We start from the raw sequence: 14,198 nt of genomic DNA on the forward strand, positions 1-14,198 counted from the left end.
CCAGCCGAGCGTGAGCTTGTCGCGCACCTCGGCGAACAGGGACCCGGTGGGAGCGAGTTTGCACTGGCGTCGTCGCTGAAACCGGGCCATGTGGGCACGCATGCTGGCCCGACCTGCCTCATAGGGCAACGTTGAGCAGCCCGCCAGATGGTGATGTTTGGCGATTTCACGCGTGATGCTTGACGGAGAGCGTTTCAGTTCGCGGGCAATAGCCCGCGAACTGAAACCATCACGCAAGCGCAGCATGATGCAGGCTCGCTCTTCCGAACTTAAATGACTGTACTGCTTTCCCATGTGCAATAACTCCCGCTCTTATCAGGGTGATAGGGTAGTGTTGCACTTGATTCTGGACTCCAGCGTGTGTTCGAGAATCGCCAGTCCTTCGTCGAGTTACTTCGCCGCCCAAGCGTTGAAGCGCCGTTCCAGATCCTCGCCGTGCTCGACCCAGAATTGCGTGTTGCTGGCGAAGGCGCCCTTCATGTTTTGCGGGGCAGTCGGCAGCTCGGGGATGATCGCCTTATTGATCAGCGCGGTTCCCTTCAGGTTGGTCGGCCCGTAGTTAATCTCGCCGGCGAACACCGCCTGGTTCTCGGGCTTGCTGGCGAAGGCGATGAACTTGTAGGCCTCGTCTTTGTTTGCCGTGCCGACCGGGATGCCCCATAGGTCGAAGTCGTAGATGTTGTTGGTCCACACGATTCTCAGGTTGGTCTTTCCTTCCTTCTGTGCGATGGCGATGCGTCCGTTGTAGGCGGTAGTCATGACGACGTCGCCGGCGGCAAGGAGTTGCGGTGGTTGCGCACCGGCTTCCCACCATTCGATGTTTGACTTGATCTGGTCGAGCTTCTTGAACGCGCGTTCGGCACCGGCCTTTGTGCCGAGGATCTTGTAGATTTCTTCCGGCTTTACGCCATCGGCGATCAGCGCGAATTCGAGCGTAAACTTGGCGCCTCTTCGCATGCCGCGCTTGCCGGGGAATTTCTTGAGATCCCAGAAATCGGTCCAGGACGTTGGCGCGGTTTTCAGCGCATCGGCGTTGTAGGCGAGGATCGTTGACCACACGAAGATGCCGATGCCGCATTCGGTGACGGCCGCGGGGATGAAGTCGGCCGTGGGTCCGATCTTCCTGTAGTCCAACTTTTCGTAAAGGCCTTCCTCGCAGCCGCGGGCGAGTTCCGGCGACTCGACCTCGACGACGTCCCAGTTGACGTTCTTCGTTTCAATCATGGCCTTGATCCTGGCCTGCTCGCCGTTGTATTCGCCGGTAATGACCCTGCTGCCGGTTGCTTTGGCGTAGGGCTCATAGAACGCCTTGGCTTGTGCCTTCTGGTTGGTGCCGCCGAAAGAGATCACGGTGAAGTCGGCGCTGGCCGCGCCCGCCAGGAAACTCATGGCGGCGAGGGTGAGGACGATCGTGCGTGCTTCCGAGGGGGCATGGTTCATTTGAGACTCCTGTTCGTCTGGATCGCAGGCTCCGGGGAAAAAACGTTCGCCAAAATATCTTACGCGCCGATGGCGGGGGCGAGTGCACACAGTATCAAGGCGGAACCCAATCTCGGATTTGCCGCGGTGTCGGCTGGTAAAAAATACCCATGTTATACGCCAATGGTATTTTTTAGAGGCAAAACAATCGGCTGCGCCCAGAGGGTCTATAACTTTTGCTCTATTTATCTGATTGTTCGGCTCGGTTATATTGGCGCGCCTTCGGGGAATGCCGAAGGGAAAGGGGCCGTTTGGTGCGGCAACACCGAACGGCCCTGAACACCATCGCAACTTTTAGGGAGTAGAACGAAAATGTCCGGCCAGCATGGTATCACAAAGGAATATTTTGATTTCGCCACCGATCTGATGGACGAATTGCATGACGCGATCGCTTTGATCAACGGAGCCCACGTCGACTGCATCGACGATATCGAACTGGAACTGGATGAAGCCGGCCATCACGCCGCGCGTCTGCTCGGCATGGCGGCGAAGAAACTGCAGGAGGTCGTGAATGTGATCGATCAGAGCTCGTTTGCCTACACGGCTTGCCTCGGCGCCGGCGTTTCGGCGGAGGCGGCGGCCTGATTGTCTATTTCCGGCACGCTGCGTCGATCAGGTGCCGGGCAATGCTTTCCGGGTTGGGGATCGGCGGCAGTTCGTCGCGAGGGAACCACCCGGCGGCCTCGATTTCCGACGGGTCGGGCGTGATCTCGCCGCCCGCGTAGTCGGCGAAGAACGCAATCATCAGCGAATCGGGGAAGGGCCAGGGCTGGCTGCGGAAATAGCGCAGGTTGGTGATCTCGACACCGACTTCCTCGCGTACTTCGCGCACAGCGCATTGCTCGATGGTTTCGCCGGCTTCGACGAAACCGGCCAGCGCGCTGAACATGCCGGGGCGGAAATGCGGGCTGCGGGCGAGCAGCAGGTCATTCCCCCGTTCGACCAATACCATCACTGCCGGCGAGATGCGCGGGTAGGCGAGCAGGCCGCAGGACGGGCAGGCCATGGCGAACTCGTCGGATTTCATTGTTGTCGGCGTGCCGCAGCGGCCGCAGAAGCGATGGTTCCGGCGCCAGTCCATGAGCAGGCTGGCGCGTCCGGCGATGGCGAACGCTTCGGCGCCGGCGATGCCGTAAAGCGGGCGCAGAAGTGTCAGTTCGCCGGGTTTGTCGTCGGGCAGCGATTCGACCTCGGCGGCGTAGCAGGGGCGTCCGTCCCATTCGCCGACCAGCAGCGGCCGTTCCGGATCGCCGTAATCGGTGGAACGGCCGAGCAGGAAGGTCTTGCCGTGCTGCTCGTCGCTGACGATGAAGAACTGGTTTTCGCTGCGGAGCAGCCAGTAGCATTCGTTGTTCATGGTGGGGGTATCAGATTTCCATCGTGTCGGCGAAAGTCAGAGCCTGCATCAACGCCTGGTTGAACTGCTCGGCCGAGAGACCGAGCATGCCGGCCTGGCTGGCGATCGCGTCGCCGTCTTCGCCCTCGCAGGCGATGGCCAGTTCGAGGAACGGGCCATAAACGCCGCCGTGGCCGAGCAGCGCATCGCAGATCGACTCGGGCAGGCTCATCGTTTCCAGCACCTGGTCCATGCCGACGCCGAGCAGTGCTTCGAGCATCGAGAAGGCGCCGGTGATGAACAGGTTGTCGTATTCGCTCTTGGCGACAAGGCCGTGCCCGAGAAGCTCCATCAGCCGGGCGCGGCACAGCGCGGTGTGCATCTGTGCCTGCGCCATCGGGTCCTTGCTTGCCGTGGCCAGCAGCAGCGACAGCCATTTGTTGAGTTTGTCGTAGCCGAGAATCGTCACAGCGTGGCGGAATGACTGGATCTCGCAGGACAGACCGAAACCGGCCGAGTTGATGTAGCGCAGCAGCTTGTAGGAAAGCGTGACGTCCTGCTTCAGCGCGGCCTCGATTTCCTTGACGTCGGCGTTTTTGCGCACCAGGTTGAGCACGCGGATGATCTGCGCCTGACCGGGGTTGAGTGCCTTGGCGGGGGCGCTGGAAGGGCGCTTGAAGAACCAGGTGGCGGCGGCGTTGAGGCCGGCGTCTAGGCAGTTCTGGAAGGCCTGGCGGTCGTAAACGTTGAAGGCGACGCCGATGCCGTAGGGCTGCGTTTGCGTGGCCAGCGTTTTCAATTGGGCGGGCGGGAAGCGCCGCGCATTAAGTCCCATGAAGCGGAAAGGGATCCCCGAGGACAGTGCCGTCTTGGCATGTTCGTCGATGATCAGGCACAGCGAGGACGGGCTCTCCCGCAAGCGGGAAACCAGGGTTGCGGCGTCAGGGGCAGCAAACGAAGCGCCCTGCAGCTCAATCGTGGTATTCGCAGGCGGACTCCATTGCAGCAAGTCTGCATCGCACGGGCTTTTGCCGCAGTTCAGGAAAACCTGTTTTTCGTCGGCCGGCCAGTAGTCCGCGAGCGAGGCGAGCGTTTCGGCGGCGTCCGCCATCGTCGCGCCGCCCACCAGGTGCAGGCTGAGTCGGTTGGCGAGGATACGGTTCTGGCGATTGATCAGCGGTTGGCGGGAAATGAAGACATCAGGCATGGTGTTAACTCGGTCTGGCAGGCAAATGTTCAATCAACGCGGTGACGTTGGGGCTATGTTCGTGTCGCCGGCAAATTCAAAGGCGTCGGCGAAGAACTCCTGTTCGGGCAACCCGCATTGTCCGACAAAATCGCGTCGGGCGGCAGCGACCATGGCCGGTGCGCCGCAAACGTAAACCTGGTGGGCGGAAAGATCGGGAAAATCCTGCATGGCGGCGAGGTGAACCAGGCCGGTGCGGCCGGTCCAGCCGTCGTCTAATACAGGTTCCGATAGCACGGGAACGTAGCGGATGTGTGCGTGCGCGTGTATCCAGTCTTCGCCCAGCGCATTCAGGTAAAGATCTTCACCGCGACGGCCGCCCCAGTAGATCGTCATCGGGCGTCGTGTGTCCTCCGCGAGGGCGTGTTCTACGATCGCCTTGACCGGGGCGAAGCCGGTGCCGCCGGCGACCAGCAAAATCGGCCTGGCCGAATCCTCGCGCAGGAAGAAGATGCCGTGTGGGCCGTTGATGCGCAGCAGGTCGCGCTCCTTCATGGTGGTGAACACGTGTTCGGTGAAACGCCCGCCGGGAACGCGCCGGATGTGCAGTTGCAGGCGCGCGTCGTCGTGTGGAGCGTTGGCCAGCGAGAAGGCGCGGCGGCGACCGTCCTTGAGCAGGATGTCAATGTACTGCCCGGCGAGGAATTGCAGCCGCTCGCTGGCCGGCAGCTTGAGTTCCAGGAGCATCACGTCGGGCGCGGCGAGGGTCATTTTCTCGACGCGTGCCGGCAGCGTCTTGATCTGGATATCACCGGAAGATCGAAGCTCCCTGGCTTCGATGACGACGTCGCTTTGTGCTTTGGCGCAGCAAAGCAGTGCGTAGCCGGCTTCACGCTCGGCAGGGGCGAGCCCAACCGGAGGGGTTTTTCCGTGGTCGACCTGGCCGCTCAGCACCTTGCTGCGGCAGGCGCCGCAGACGCCGTCCCGGCAGCCGTAGGGAACCATCAGCCCGTGGCGCAACGCCGCTTCGAGAATTGGCTCGTCAGCGCCGGCTTCGAATGTGTGCCGGCCCGGTTCGACGGTGATCTGGAATCCCATGAAGTCTCCCGGCGGGGGTGATTCCGGTAAAATCCCCGCGTGCAAACACTTCTCATTGTCGGGTGTGGCGATGTGGCCCGCCGAACCCTTCCTTTATTGCTTGGCCGTTACCGGGTCATCGCATTGCTGCGTGATCCGGCGCAGGCGCCGTTCTGGCGCGCCCAAGGCGCTTTGCCCTTGATTGCCGACCTTGATCGGCGGGACAGCTTGCGCCGGTTGTCCGGTCTCGCCGACGCGGTGTTGCATTTTGCGCCACCGCCCGAACGCGGCACCGACGATGCCAGAATGCGCCGGCTGCTGGCCGCTTTGAATCGGGGAAAAAGTCTACCACAGCGTCTGGTTTACATCAGTACGAGCGGGGTTTATGGCGACTGTGCCGGCGCACGTGTGCCGGAAACGCGGCGCCTCCATCCGCAGACCGCCCGTGCGTGTCGGCGCGTTGATGCCGAGCGGCGGTTGCGGCGCTTCGGGCGCACTGCGGGGCCGTGCGTGAGCATCCTGCGCGCGCCGGGAATCTACGCTGCTGACCGGCTGCCGCTCGAACGCCTCCAGCGCGGGACGCCCGTGCTGGCTGCCGAGGACGATGTGTTCACCAATCACATCCACGCCGACGACCTGGCGATGCTGGCGGTCGCCGCGTTGCGGCGTGGTCTGCCTAATCGGGTGTATAACGCGTCGGACGCCTCGCACCTGAAGATGGGCGAGTATTTCGATCTCGTCGCCGATCGCTTCGGCTTGCCGCATCCGCCGCGGATTTCGCGCGAGGAAGCGGCGAGGGTGCTGTCGCCGGTGCAGTTGTCGTTCATGAGTGAGTCGCGGCGGCTGGAGAATGGGCGTGCCTGCCGCGAGTTGGGGGTTCGCTTGCGTTATCCGCAGGTTGCCGAGGGGGTCGATGCCGCCTGGCGGGAAAGAAACAACAGTGGCTTGTCCTGAATCGGCAGCCGCGCAACTTTTTAGGATTTGCCGTGGAAAAATACTTTGCGACGTGCCCGCGCGGGCTTGAGCCACTGCTGGCGGAAGACCTGACGAACGCAGGTGTTGCCGACTCAAGGATCGTGCCCGGCGGCGTGCACTTTTCTGCCGACTGGCCGACCTGTTACGCCGTCAACCTGCACTCGCGGATCGCCACCCGGGTTTTGTGGCGCGTGGCCCACGGCAAATATGCACGCGAGGACGACATTTACCGGCTGGCGCTGGATGCGCCGTGGCCGACCTGGTTTGCCGCCGAGCAGACGCTGCGCGTCGACGTGGTCGCCGTCAAGAGCCCGTTGAAGAGCCTGGAGTTCATCACCTTGCGCATCAAGGACGCGATCTGTGACCGCTTCCGCGCCGATACCGGCAAGCGGCCGAGCGTCGATACGCGCGAACCGGGAGTGCGCGTACACGGCTTCCTTACCGCCGACGAATGCACCCTGTACGTCGACACCTCCGGCGCGCCGCTCTACCAGCGCGGTTTGCGCCAGAAAACGGTAGAGGCGCCGCTCAAGGAAAACCTCGCGGCAGGGATTTTGCGCCTCTCCGGCTGGCAGCCCGGAACGCCCTTGCTCGACCCGATGTGCGGCAGCGGCACCTTCCTCACCGAGGCGGCGCAGATGGCCCTGAACATCGCACCCGGGGCGAGCGGGCGCAGTTTCGGCTTCCAGCGGCTGCGCAACTTCCAGCTGGATGTCTGGAGAGACTTGCTCGACGCCGCGCAGGAGGCCGAGAAACCGGCGCAGCACGCGCAGATTTTCGGCAGCGACATCTCGCCGGTGGCCGTGCGCGCGGCGCTGGCCAACCTCGATCGCGCCGGCCTGTTGCCGGCCGTGACCTTGAGTTCCAGCGATTTCCTGGACATTGATGCGCCGGCCCTCGGCGGCATCCTGATCGCCAACCTGCCGTACGGCGAGCGCCTCTCCGACCAGGAGGAACTCGCCGCGCTGTATCCGCAGCTCGCCAGTGCCCTGAAGCAGAAGTTCGCCGGCTGGACGGCCTGCCTGCTGACCGCCGATCTGCGCCTGCCCAAGCTGATGCGCCTGACGCCCGGCAAGAAGACGCCGCTGTTCAACGGCGCCATCGAGTGCCGGCTGTTCGAGTTCAGGATGGTCGCCGGGAGCAACCGACCCGGCCGGGGAGGCTGACACGCCGGGTTTCGCCTGCGGGCGAGGTGCTTCTTCTTGTCTTGCCAAGAAGAAGGCGCGCCCGCTGCGTCGCCCGGCTTTGCCGGGTGCTCTGCGCTGCTCGACGACGCAGAGGGCAGCAGGAAAACCGAACGCAGCGGTGACCGAACGGTGTTCAAATCCCCCTGCGAGGCGCCGACCGGGGGTCGCCTTTTGGCTTCGCCGAAACTTCGTTTTCTTTGGCTCCTTTCTTTTGGCGACAAGCGACGCAAAAGAAAGGACGCCCGCGCGTCAGGCGCGGAACAAAGCGGTTCAGCAAACGCCTCCGCCTGAGGTCACAAACAACCCAGAAATATGGCGATTGGACAATCCGGGATCAACGAAGAAGAAGCTCCCCGTCCTTCGCCGGGGTTACGACGAATAGTTCAACGTATCCCCAAAAGCCGACAGGCGTACCGGGCGAGCGGCAGGCAGGCGGTGAGCCCCGGCGATTCAATGCCGAACAGGCTGACCAGGCCGCCGATGCCGTGGGTTTCCGGCCCGTGCAGCATGAAGTCGGCCGCCGGTTCGCCCGGTCCGAAAATCTTCGGGCGGATGCCGCAGTAGGCGGGGGCAAGCGCCTTGTTCGGCAGCTCCGGCCAGTATTTTCGGACCTCGGCGTAGAACCCGTCGGCGCGGCGGGGATCTACCGTGTAGTCAATTTCGTCGACCCATTCCACGTCCGGGCCGAAGCGCGCCTGCCCGCCGAGATCGAGTGTCAGGTGTACGCCGAGGCCCCCGTTCTCGGGAACGGGGTAGATCAGGCGCGAGAACGGCGCGCGGCCATTCAGGGTGTAATAGTTGCCTTTGGCGAAGTGGGCGCGCGGGATGCGGTCCGGCGGGTAGCCGGTTGTTGCGTGCGCAAGGTCGACTGCCGACAGGCCCGCGGCGTTGATGACGTGGTCTGCCGCGAGGCGAATCGTCTCGTCGTCACAGTTGACCTCCAGAACGATGACGCCGGCATCGCACTCGATTCGCCTGACCGACGAATTGGGCGAGAATACGGCGCCGTTGGCTTCGGCATCCGCGAGCAGCGCGAGCATCAGCGCGTGCGAGTCGATGATTCCGGTATTCGGGGAGTGGAGCGCGGCGACGCAGCGAAGTTGCGGCTCCAGGGCTTGCGCTTCCGTTGCGCTCAGCGGGTGGGCTTCGGCACCGTTCGTGCGGGCCTGCCGTTCCAGCTTTTCCAGATACACAAGTTGACCGGAGTGATCGGAGTGTGTCGCGACGATCAGCTTGCCGCAGCGCCGGTGGGCGACACCGTGCTCCGCGCAGTAGGCGTAAAGATCGCGGTTACCTTCGACGCAGAAGCGCGCCTTCAGCGAATCCGTTGGATAGTAGAGCCCGGCGTGGATCACCTCGCTGTTGCGCGAACTCGTTTCCTGCCCGAACTCGGCGTGGCGCTCCAGGATGATCGTCTCGATGCCGCGCAGCGCCAGCTGGCGGGCACAGGCCAGCCCGACCACGCCCGCACCGATCACCACGGCGCCAGTCTTTTCGATTGCCATGGACTCCTCCCGAAATTGAATGCCGTCTTCAGACCGGCACGGCGGTCTTGTCGACAACCTTGCGCAGGACGAAGCTCGAATGGACGCCGGTGACGCCCTGAATGCGCGTGATGCGGTTGAGCAGCAGCTCCTGGAAGGCGTCCATGTCCTTGACGATGACCTTGATCTGGTAGTCGGCGTCCTGTCCGGTGACCAGCAGGCATTCGAGGACTTCGGGGATCTGCAGGATCTGTTTTTCGAAGTTCTCGAAACGTTCAGGCGTGTGCTTGTCCATCGAAATGTAGATCAGTGCCATCAGCGAATAGCCGAGGGCCTTGGCGCTGATGAGCGCGCGGTAACCGGTCAGGATGCCGGCGTCCTCGAGCGCGCGGACGCGGCGCAGGCAGGGGGAAGGCGAGAGGCCGATGCGGTCGGCGAGGTCCTGATTGCTGATCCGCCCATTCTCCTGAAGGATGGCGAGGATCTGGCGGTCGTAGCGGTCAATCTCCATAAATTGCCAATGGTGTCTGTGTTGGAAAATAAAATTGCTTTAAACGTGTTTTTTTATACTATTCGTGCCAAAACATTACGTCTTCAGCCTGAATAACGCAAGCACCTGCCGGGGCCTTTTGGCTATGATTCATTTCACCAAGAACACGTCCAATCAAGGAGTTCGTTGTCATGATGCTGAAAGATCCCGCTACCAAGTATTCCGCCTTCCCACCGGTCCAACTCGATGACCGGCAATGGCCCGGGCGCACGATCACCCAGGCGCCGATGTGGATGAGCACCGATCTGCGGGACGGCAATCAGGCGCTGTTCGAGCCGATGAACGTCGAGCGCAAGATGCGCATGTTCAAGCGGCTATGCGCGATCGGCGTGAAGGAGATCGAAGTCGCGTTTCCGTCGGCGTCGCAGACCGATTTCGACTTCGTGCGCAAGCTGATCGAGGAAAAACACATTCCCGACGATGTGACCATCGAAGTCCTGGCGCCGGCGCGCGAGGCGCTGATCCGTCGCACCATCGAGTCGCTCAAGGGCGCGCGCCGGGCGATCGTGCATATCTATAACGCCACGGCGCGGCCGTTCCGCGAAGTCGTCTTCGGCATGGAAAAGGCCGAGGTGGTCAACATGGCGGTCTCGGCGGTGAAGCTCGTCCGCCAGCTTTGCGAGGAAAACCCCGGCACCGAATGGGTGCTTGAATACAGCCCGGAGGCCTTTACCGCGACCGAGCTCGATTTCGCGCTGGAGATCTGCAACGCCGTGACCGAAGCCTGGGGCGCGACGCCGGAGAAGAAGATCATCCTCAACCTGCCGACCACGGTGGAGATGGCGACGCCCAATATCTATGCCGACCAGATCGAGTGGATGCATCGGCACCTCGCGCGTCGCGACAGCATTCTCATCAGTCTGCACCCGCACAACGACCGCGGCACGGCGGTGGCGGCGGCCGAACTCGGCCTGATGGCCGGGGCCGATCGCGTCGAGGGCTGCCTGTTCGGCAACGGCGAGCGGACCGGCAACGTCGATCTCGTGACGCTGGCGCTCAACATGTACACGCAGGGCGTGGCACCGAACCTCGATTTCTCGGACATCAACGCTGTGGCGCGCGACTACGAGCATTGCACGCAGTTGCCGATCCACCCGCGCCATCCGTACGTCGGCGACCTGGTGTTCACCGCATTCTCCGGGTCACACCAGGATGCGATCAAGAAGGGCTTTGCCCGGCAGCGGCCGGAAGACCTGTGGGCCTTGCCGTATCTGCCGGTCGATCCGGCCGACCTCGGGCGCAGCTACGAGTCGGTGATCCGCATCAACAGCCAGTCCGGCAAGGGCGGCATCGCCTACCTCCTGGAGACCGAATACGGCGTGAGCATGCCGCGGCGTCTGCAGGTGGAGTTTTCCAGCGAGGTCCAGCGTTATACCGATACGCACGGTGGCGAAATGGAGGCGGCGGACATCTGGGCGTTGTTCTCCAGGACCTATCTCGAGAGCGCGGAGCCGATCCGCTATGTCGAGCATCACCTGTTCGAGGAAGGCAACGCGCAGGGCATCCGCTTGACGGTACAGAAGAACGGCGAGTCGCACGTCCTGACCGGACGGGGGAATGGTCCGATCGACGCCGCCGTGCATGCGCTGGGGTCGATCGGCATTCCGGTGCAGGTGCGCAGCTACGAGGAAAAGTCGATGGGCAAGGGCGAGGATGCCAAGGCCTGCGCCTTCATGGAAGTGATGCTGGCGGGGGGTGACAGGGAGTATTACGGCGTCGGGATGGATGCCAACATCGTCACCGCATCGATCCGGGCGCTGATCAGCGGCGTGGATCGCCTGCAGGGCAGCAGTAAAGGGTAGTCACTGGAAAGCGCTCGCGAGGCGTGCCGGCGCGAACCTCAGCGTTCGTCGCCGGTCTTGCCGTTATGTTGTCCCCTCAGGCTGAGGCGAACGAGATCGGGGACGCCATGCACCCCGAGTTTGGTCATCATCCGCGCCTTGTGCACCTCGACGGTGCGGGCGCTTATTCCCAGTTTGTCGGCAATTTCCCGGTTGTGCTTTCCGGCGACGACCAGACTCATGACCTCGCGTTCGCGGGGCGTCAACTGTTGCAGCATGCCGTCGAACTCGGTGCGTGCCTGCCCCTTGGTTTCTTCCGCTGACTGGCGCGTGTAGGCCTCCTCGATGGCGCGGATCAGCTTGTCGTGGTCGATCGGCTTTTCCAGGAAGTCTACTGCATTGGCCCGGAAGGCTTCCCGCGCCGAACCGACATCCCCGTGGCCGGTCATGATGATGACCGGGATCGTCGAGCCTTTTTCCAGCAGTCGTTTTTGCAGGGTCAGGCCATCCATGCCCGGCATCCTGATGTCGATCAGCAGGCAGCCCAGCCAGTCCGGACGGTAGGCCCGGAGGAACGTCTCGGCGTCGGCGAACAGGGCGACGGCGTGCCCGTGGATGCCAAGAAGCAAGCCCAGGGCGTCGCGTACCGAGGGGTCGTCCTCGACAATGAATACGGTGTATTGGTTAATCGGCATCGTCAGTCAATTCTTCGAGTGGCAGGATGAGCATGAAGATTCCATGGTCGGCTTCTTCGGCAAGCAGGGTTCCGCCGTGAGCTTCCGCGATTGCCCGGCTGATGGCAAGCCCCAATCCCAGGCCGCTCGACTTGGTGGAGTGGAAAGGCTCGAAAATCCTTTTCATCGCATCCCTTGAAAGCCCTGGGCCGTTGTCGGAGACCGTGATGCAGAGCTTGCTGTTGCCGGTAGTGATTGCGCTAACCTCCACGAGCGGCTGATTCGGACGTTTTTCCGACAATGCCTCGAAGGCGTTGGAAATGAGGTTGCGCAGCACGACCTCTATTTGCATCCGATCGGCCAGAAGGAAGACCTCCGGCGGCGGCTCGACGGACAGCTCGATGCCGAGTTGCCCGGCCTTTGCGCGCAGCGTCTCCGTACCGGAGGCGAGCAGATCCCGCGCACTGATTCGCTCGATGCGCGTTGCGCCGGTACGAAAGAAGTCGCGTAGCCGTCGAACGACCTCGGCGGCGCGACGGGATTCCGCGACCATCCGACTGATCGCGTCGCTCAGGCGCGGGCCGGTTTCGCCGCGGAGCAGCAGTTGCTCGCAGGCCGTTCCGTAGGCGGACAGCGCCGTCAGCGGCTGGTTGATTTCGTGCGCGAGCGCGCCGGCCATTTCCGCCGCGGCGGCCAGTCGCAAGGTCTGCTTGAGTTCGGCATTGATACGTTGTCGCTCATCGATCAGCACGCCGATGTAGAAACCGACGGAGGCGAGGACGGCGGCCATCAATTGCATTTCGAAGACCATGAAGTCCATCAGTCGCAGCCATTGCACGGCCACGATGATCCCGGCCTGCAATACGAACACGGCGATCGCCACGCCCGCGAGTCCTTGCACGGCGGCTGCCCAGACCAGCGGCAGGAACAGGAGATGGAAATATTTGAAATCGTCGATTTCCCAGCGGCCGAAGGCGATGCCGACCATGACGACGACCAGGCCGGTGTAGCCAAGCGTTTCCCAGCGCACGAGTACCTGCCTGAGGCGTCTGTGGTGTTCGATGAGCATCCAGAAGAACGGCATCGCGGCAATGGCGCCGACGCAGTCTCCGATCCAGAAGCGCAAGACCAACAGCCGCCACTCTTCTGCCGGGATTTGCCCGGAGAAGAAGAGCAGCAGCAGGTAGACGCAACTGGTCAGAAAAGTGCCGAATACGACGACGGCCAGCCAGAAAAAGAAGTTGCGCTGGTTGCTCAGCCCGCCGGCGATGTTGAAATTCCTGCGGATGATGTCGGCGATCGTGCTGTAGCAGGCTGCGAGGCAGGCGGACTGAATCAATGTGTTGAGTAGCGGCGAAGGCAGGCCGCGAACCAGCATCTCGCCGAGCAGAAGGGCCAGGAACCACGGAATGATCGTGTCGCGGCCATGCTTCATCGAGACGGCAAGCCCGAGCGCGAGCGCAGGATTCCACGGAGTGATGTTCAGCCCGTGTGTGGCGTGAAGGTAGCTGCCCCAGTCGAGAGCGATGTAGGCGGCGATGAATGCTGTCCAGCGTACCAGTTTGGTTGTTCTCTCTGACATGGTGGTTGTTCGACGTGAGGAGTCAGGCGGAATTTTCGCCCCGCCGCGCAATTTGCGCATCCGTGTTTCCCGTACGCGATGTCCCCATCGGCGGTGAAATGGCATGCGTGGCAATGCCATCAGATGCGCTGTCGTTGCGCGTTGGGGGTGTCGCACAGTGGCATGTTTCCTTAGTGGGAATGCCGAATTTTCGGGGCCCGCCTGTTCCCCTACTATCGCCGGCGATCGAGCGTCTCCTTGCGCGCCTTCGAAAGGGGACGAGCGCGCAAATGTCGATTCGTTTCAGGAGCGGCCATGTTTTTCATTCATGAATTTGTGATTGTGTTTTTGAAGCTCTTCGTTGCGTCCTGCCTCGCGGGGATGGTCGTGATGACGTTTTTTTAACCTCGCTGCCAATCGTGCTCAGGATGGTCTTTTCCCTCCTTCTGGTTTTGTGATTCGGCAGGCAGTAGAGCGGGGTGTGTCCTTAGTTAGAGCGTTTCCCCATGTCAGGAAGAAATATGCTTCGTTTCCAGAATTATCTGTTCGTCCTCCTCAAGCTCTTTGCGGCATCCTGCCTGGCGGGGATGATCATCATGGTGTTCGGCAACGTGGTGTTGCGCTACGCCTTCAACAGCGGCATCACCGTCTCGGAAGAGCTGTCCTCGTGGGGCCTGACGTGGATGACCTACACGGCGGGCCTGATCGCCCTGCGCGAGCACGGCCATCTGGGCTTCGATGCCGTGCTCACCAAGTTCCCGCCGCTCGTCCAGCGTGTCCTGCTGACCATCGCCCACGTCCTGATGATCTGGATGATGTGGCTCTTCCTCGACGGCAGCTGGCAACAGACCATCATCAACCTCGGCAACATGGCACCGGCCTCCGGCATCTCGCTCGGCGCCCTCTAC

General features: G+C 62.4%; 15 protein-coding genes. 6 read left to right on the forward strand and 9 right to left on the reverse strand.

Translation table 11 applies throughout. From position 1 onward, the window contains the following. Both BO74_RS19425 and BO74_RS19430 read right to left on the reverse strand, forming a co-directional pair. The coding region (locus BO74_RS19425) for a helix-turn-helix domain-containing protein (protein WP_496444791.1) at positions 1-294 on the reverse strand (294 nt) is incomplete at its 3' end. 96 nt (positions 295-390) lie between these two features. Then, positions 391-1,440 carry an ABC transporter substrate-binding protein gene (locus tag BO74_RS19430; protein ID WP_496444793.1) on the reverse strand — a complete coding sequence of 350 codons (1,050 nt, stop codon included), beginning with the start codon at positions 1,438-1,440 and terminating at the stop codon, positions 391-393. On the opposite strand from BO74_RS19430, the gene BO74_RS19435 reads away from it, so the two are divergent. Further along, positions 1,432-1,758 (forward strand): hypothetical protein, encoded by a 327-nt coding sequence (locus tag BO74_RS19435; protein ID WP_496444795.1) that lies wholly within the window; start codon positions 1,432-1,434, stop codon positions 1,756-1,758. The genes BO74_RS19430 and BO74_RS19435 overlap by 9 nt on opposite strands. 33 nt (positions 1,759-1,791) lie before the next feature. Next, entirely contained in the window at positions 1,792-2,064 is a 273-nt protein-coding gene (locus BO74_RS19440; protein ID WP_496444797.1) for a hypothetical protein, read from the forward strand. A 4-nt stretch (positions 2,065-2,068) separates the two neighbouring features. Here BO74_RS19440 and nudC read toward each other — a convergent pair whose 3' ends face one another. The 3 genes from nudC to BO74_RS19455 are packed head-to-tail and all read right to left on the reverse strand — an operon-like array spanning position 2,069 to position 5,099. Beyond that, complete coding sequence (gene nudC / locus BO74_RS19445; RefSeq protein WP_496444799.1) at positions 2,069-2,836, reverse strand: NAD(+) diphosphatase; 768 nt, start codon at positions 2,834-2,836, stop codon at positions 2,069-2,071. A gap of 10 nt (positions 2,837-2,846) precedes the next feature. After that, a complete protein-coding gene (locus BO74_RS19450) occupies positions 2,847-4,022 on the reverse strand; it encodes an EAL and HDOD domain-containing protein (protein ID WP_496444801.1) in 1,176 nt (391 codons plus the stop codon). A gap of 33 nt (positions 4,023-4,055) precedes the next feature. Next, positions 4,056-5,099 (reverse strand): CDP-6-deoxy-delta-3,4-glucoseen reductase, encoded by a 1,044-nt coding sequence (locus BO74_RS19455; RefSeq protein ID WP_496444802.1) that lies wholly within the window; start codon positions 5,097-5,099, stop codon positions 4,056-4,058. A 39-nt stretch (positions 5,100-5,138) separates the two neighbouring features. Here BO74_RS19455 and BO74_RS19460 point away from each other — a divergent pair, with 39 nt between their 5' ends. Further along, complete coding sequence (locus BO74_RS19460) at positions 5,139-6,032, forward strand: SDR family oxidoreductase (RefSeq protein WP_496444804.1); 894 nt, start codon at positions 5,139-5,141, stop codon at positions 6,030-6,032. Between the two features lie 32 nt (positions 6,033-6,064). Further along, positions 6,065-7,219, forward strand: coding sequence for a THUMP domain-containing class I SAM-dependent RNA methyltransferase (locus tag BO74_RS19465; RefSeq protein WP_496444806.1), 1,155 nt, complete (start codon positions 6,065-6,067; stop codon positions 7,217-7,219). Between the two features lie 404 nt (positions 7,220-7,623). Here BO74_RS19465 and BO74_RS19470 read toward each other — a convergent pair whose 3' ends face one another. Then, positions 7,624-8,745: an NAD(P)/FAD-dependent oxidoreductase gene (locus BO74_RS19470; RefSeq protein ID WP_496444808.1), complete on the reverse strand. Its 1,122-nt coding sequence runs from the start codon at positions 8,743-8,745 to the stop codon at positions 7,624-7,626. A 28-nt stretch (positions 8,746-8,773) separates the two neighbouring features. Beyond that, positions 8,774-9,235, reverse strand: a complete 462-nt coding sequence (locus BO74_RS19475; protein WP_496444810.1) for an Lrp/AsnC family transcriptional regulator — start codon at positions 9,233-9,235, stop codon at positions 8,774-8,776. 170 nt (positions 9,236-9,405) lie between these two features. Between BO74_RS19475 and leuA the strand changes: the two genes are divergently transcribed. After that, positions 9,406-11,076: a 2-isopropylmalate synthase gene (gene leuA / locus BO74_RS19480; RefSeq protein WP_496444812.1), complete on the forward strand. Its 1,671-nt coding sequence runs from the start codon at positions 9,406-9,408 to the stop codon at positions 11,074-11,076. A 38-nt stretch (positions 11,077-11,114) separates the two neighbouring features. On the opposite strand, the gene BO74_RS19485 is transcribed toward leuA, so the two are convergent. Further along, positions 11,115-11,750, reverse strand: coding sequence for a response regulator transcription factor (locus BO74_RS19485; protein ID WP_496444814.1), 636 nt, complete (start codon positions 11,748-11,750; stop codon positions 11,115-11,117). Continuing rightward, positions 11,740-13,311 (reverse strand): sensor histidine kinase, encoded by a 1,572-nt coding sequence (locus tag BO74_RS19490; RefSeq protein ID WP_496444816.1) that lies wholly within the window; start codon positions 13,309-13,311, stop codon positions 11,740-11,742. Before BO74_RS19490 ends, BO74_RS19485 begins: the two co-directional genes overlap by 11 nt. A gap of 500 nt (positions 13,312-13,811) precedes the next feature. On the opposite strand from BO74_RS19490, the gene BO74_RS19495 reads away from it, so the two are divergent. Next, a partial coding sequence (locus BO74_RS19495) for a TRAP transporter small permease (protein ID WP_496444818.1) occupies positions 13,812-14,198 on the forward strand: 387 nt, incomplete at its 3' end.

The sequence above is a fragment of the Propionivibrio pelophilus DSM 12018 genome, assembly GCF_059569095.1.

Bases quoted from the DNA above. Each gene is read 5' to 3' on its own strand.
- BO74_RS19435 (WP_496444795.1), top strand. From the start codon at position 1,432: ATGGTTCATTTGAGACTCCTGTTCGTCTGGATCGCAGGCTCCGGGGAA.
- BO74_RS19430 (WP_496444793.1), bottom strand. From the start codon at position 1,440: ATGAACCATGCCCCCTCGGAAGCACGCACGATCGTCCTCACCCTCGCC.
- BO74_RS19440 (WP_496444797.1), top strand. From the start codon at position 1,792: ATGTCCGGCCAGCATGGTATCACAAAGGAATATTTTGATTTCGCCACC.
- nudC (WP_496444799.1), bottom strand. From the start codon at position 2,836: ATGAACAACGAATGCTACTGGCTGCTCCGCAGCGAAAACCAGTTCTTC.
- BO74_RS19450 (WP_496444801.1), bottom strand. From the start codon at position 4,022: ATGCCTGATGTCTTCATTTCCCGCCAACCGCTGATCAATCGCCAGAAC.
- BO74_RS19455 (WP_496444802.1), bottom strand. From the start codon at position 5,099: ATGGGATTCCAGATCACCGTCGAACCGGGCCGGCACACATTCGAAGCC.
- BO74_RS19470 (WP_496444808.1), bottom strand. From the start codon at position 8,745: ATGGCAATCGAAAAGACTGGCGCCGTGGTGATCGGTGCGGGCGTGGTC.
- BO74_RS19475 (WP_496444810.1), bottom strand. From the start codon at position 9,235: ATGGAGATTGACCGCTACGACCGCCAGATCCTCGCCATCCTTCAGGAG.
- leuA (WP_496444812.1), top strand. From the start codon at position 9,406: ATGATGCTGAAAGATCCCGCTACCAAGTATTCCGCCTTCCCACCGGTC.
- BO74_RS19485 (WP_496444814.1), bottom strand. From the start codon at position 11,750: ATGCCGATTAACCAATACACCGTATTCATTGTCGAGGACGACCCCTCG.
- BO74_RS19490 (WP_496444816.1), bottom strand. From the start codon at position 13,311: ATGTCAGAGAGAACAACCAAACTGGTACGCTGGACAGCATTCATCGCC.